At 57.5% G+C, this 3,220-nt stretch carries 3 protein-coding genes; 2 read left to right on the forward strand and 1 reads right to left on the reverse strand.

Going from position 1 to position 3,220, the window contains the following annotated elements:
• The first annotated feature begins 673 nt into the window (after positions 1–673).
• Both AC11W3_RS08130 and AC11W3_RS08135 read left to right on the forward strand, forming a co-directional pair.
• Positions 674–2,002 carry a M23 family metallopeptidase gene (locus AC11W3_RS08130; RefSeq protein WP_484090798.1) on the forward strand — a complete coding sequence of 443 codons (1,329 nt, stop codon included), beginning with the start codon at positions 674–676 and terminating at the stop codon, positions 2,000–2,002.
• A 131-nt stretch (positions 2,003–2,133) separates the two neighbouring features.
• Complete coding sequence (locus tag AC11W3_RS08135) at positions 2,134–2,691, forward strand: acyloxyacyl hydrolase (RefSeq protein ID WP_484090799.1); 558 nt, start codon at positions 2,134–2,136, stop codon at positions 2,689–2,691.
• A gap of 311 nt (positions 2,692–3,002) precedes the next feature.
• On the opposite strand, the gene AC11W3_RS08140 is transcribed toward AC11W3_RS08135, so the two are convergent.
• Positions 3,003–3,220, reverse strand: a 218-nt coding sequence (locus tag AC11W3_RS08140; protein WP_484092789.1) for a hypothetical protein, incomplete at its 5' end; no start/stop codon positions are given.

Here is a 3,220-nt window from a genome sequence, read left to right on the forward strand (position 1 = left end):
CGCCCCGGCATCATCTACAATTTTTTGTGAGGGGATAAAATGAGAGGCCCGCCATATGGCGGGCCTCGTTTGAGTACTGACTGAGTTCCCTTTTCAAGGGATTCTCCGGAGAGTTGCGATCACCGGATCTGTAGCTGCTGTCATCTTGTTAGAATCCTCATCGGCGGAGTATCTTTGATTTCTGCGCTACCTCCTTTGTCAGAGCATTCTGTTACGCTAGCTAGCTGTGCAAAATATATCACTGCTGACGGCGAATAAACAGACTGTTGCAAAAATTTTTTTTAGTGTATATTCCGGAACTTGACTGCATGAAAACTCGTGCTCTCCCGGATCTGCTGTTTTCCCGACACCCCGCTTTCGCCCCCCTCCTCTCTCATTCAGATCCAGCTACTGCCCAAGGCAAGGAAACCTCTGCGCGATCCACCGATGCCGCTACGGGCCTCCGTCGCCCATGGTCAACTCATCGTCGCGACAGAGCCAAGGCAGCTCGATTCCAGACCATTACCAAATCCGTTACTCCGCCATCTCGCCAGGTGCCAGTCACAGCGGTCTGAAACGCGCAGCCCCGGCAGCATCCGGTCCAGCCGCAGCCGCCAACAGTCCCGCTCCGGCTGGACTTTGAGGTGCCCGGTGTTAAAATCCCGAAAGGATTCTTCCCAGCGGGAGCAAGACCATGAAAAGTACCGCCATCTTCGGCGTCATCCTTCTTTTGATATTAGTTGTGCTGGCAGCCTTGTATATGCGCGACATGAACGGACCGGCCGTATCCCTCGCACCTGGCCCCGGGCCTGTCTCGGGAAGAATCGACCTCGCCCTTTCCCTTCGAGACAAATCGGGTCTGAAGAAGCTCTCGGTCGACGCAGTCCAGGGGGACCGCAGCATTCATCTCCTCGCCAAGGAGTACCCGACCAAGACCGACTCCGTCCGCGAGACCTTCCGACTCGCCCAGCAGCCGGGGTTGAAGGACGGGCCCTTCAAGCTGAAGATCTCGGCAACAGACAGGTCGATCTACCACTTCGGCGCCGGCAACACCACCGATGAAACACTCGACTACACCTATCAGAACAAACCTCCCTCAGTCACGGCGCTCAGCACCGCCCACAACATCAATCGTGGCGGCGTCGGCCTCGCGGTCTACACGATCAACAGAGAACCGGTAAAAACAGGGGTCGTCTTCAGCGACCGCTTCTTCACAGGATACCGGCAGTCCGGCGACGTCTACGCCTGCCTCTTCCCCTTCCCCTACAACACGCCCGCCGACGCCTTTGTGCCAAAGATCCTGGCGGTCGACCGGGCCGGTAACGAGCGGGTTACGGGGATCTACTTCCACCTCCTCCCGAAGTCCTTCCCCAGCGACCGGCTGGAACTGCCGGACACTTACCTCGACAAGGTGGCGGCGGAATTCAAGGACCGCTTCCCCGACGCCAAGACACCGCTGGAGATCTTTCTTAAGGCCAATCGAGACCTGCGTGAACATGACCTCAAGATCCTGGCCGATTGCGGGCGCAAGACCTCGCCGGTCCCACTCTGGGAGGGGCAGTTCGTGCGCCTGCCCAACGCCGCCCCGAAAGGAACCTTCGCCCAGTCCCGCAGCTACTACTACCATGGGAAACTGGTGGACCAGCAAACCCACCTCGGAATCGACCTGGCCTCCCTCCCGCACTCCAACGTCCCCGCCGCCAACCGCGGCAAGGTGGTCTACGCCGACGACCTCGGCATCTACGGCCAGTGCATCATCATCGACCACGGGCTCGGGCTGCAGACCCTCTACGGGCACCTGAGCCGGATCGGAGTGAAGGTCGGAGACGAAGTGCAGAAAGGCCAGACCATAGGCAACACGGGTGACACAGGCCTTGCGGGCGGCGACCATCTCCACTTCGGAGTCGTGGTCTCAGGAGAGCAGGTGAATCCGATCGAGTGGTGGGATCCCTCCTGGATCAAGAACAACATCACCAGCAAGCTCGAAGCTGCAAAAGGAATGGCGACAACTCCGGGTCAGTAAAATCATCACCCAAAGTCCTCCTGCTTAAAATCATGAATCATATCCATAGAATGCGACTACCTCCATTGACTTTTCCGGCAAGAATTGTAAAGTTAAGCCCATCCAATGAACCTACCAAATCAGGAGTAGTCATGAGATTGGGGTTAACTGCGGCAACCTTTCTCCTGGGGTTGATACTGGCCATCCCGCAGGGCTGGTGCCAGGACCCCGATCAAGGTTTGAAGACTTTCGGAATCAGGGGGGGAATAGAGGCTACCGCTCGCGCTGAACATTTTCACCAGTACGAGGTCTATATCCGCTACGGTCTTCCCTGGTCGGTCCGAAACGATGCAGAGTGGGGAGTGGCCATGCAACTTAACGGGGCCTTGGGAGGACTCAATGGCGCCGGCGAGACGGGATTCATAGGCGCCGTCGGGCCAGGGATCATATTCGATAAGGCCGGAGGAAAGGGAGTCGCCATCGACCTTGGAGGAGACCTGAACGTGCTGAGCAGGGACCACTTCGGCAGGGTCAATTTGAACGGACACGTTCTCTGGGACGGGCACGTCGGAATCATGTATCGCTTCGCCGCGGGCCCCGGAGTCGGCTACCGCTTTCAGCACATGTCCAACGGCGGACTGAACGGCAGAAGAAACACAGGCCTCGACCTGCACATGATCGAGTTGAGCTGGAATCTCCAACCTGATTAGTACTACTCTTCCGCCAGCTTCCAAAGCTGTCATTCCCGAAGCGATTCTGATCGGGAATCCAGCTCCTAAACGACGTGAACTCTGGATCCCCGATAAGGGCATTCGGGGATGACAATCTCATAGCGGAAGATTTGCGCTAATTAGTATCTCCAATGAAGCGGCGTTTGACGGACCGGGAGGTCTTCCCGCACCATTTATGAAAGCCGTTCACCCTGAGCTTGTCGAAGGGTTTTGCAGAAGCAAAAAGGCCCGATGCATTGACTGCACGGGCCTTTTCTAATTTCACTATGACTTCTCCAGCTTCCACCGCGTTACAGCGGATTCGCCTCCGGTGCTGGTTCATCCGGGGCGGCAGGCGGCTCGATCTCCTCAAGTCCCTTATGCTCCTCGGGAGTCGTAACTGCTGGCGACGCCGGCTCTATGGCACTGCCGCCATGCTTCGGGCAGTACTGGGTCGGCTCGGTGCTCATGATATAGTATTCGTCCTTCCTGGTCGGGCACTCCGGAGTCGAGAGGAGTCCAGTGGCAG

Source organism: Geomonas sp., assembly GCF_056994735.1.

Excerpts from the sequence above, each read along its gene's own strand:
- AC11W3_RS08130 (WP_484090798.1), top strand. The coding sequence starts at position 674 with ATGAAAAGTACCGCCATCTTCGGCGTCATCCTTCTTTTGATATTAGTT.
- AC11W3_RS08135 (WP_484090799.1), top strand. The coding sequence starts at position 2,134 with ATGAGATTGGGGTTAACTGCGGCAACCTTTCTCCTGGGGTTGATACTG.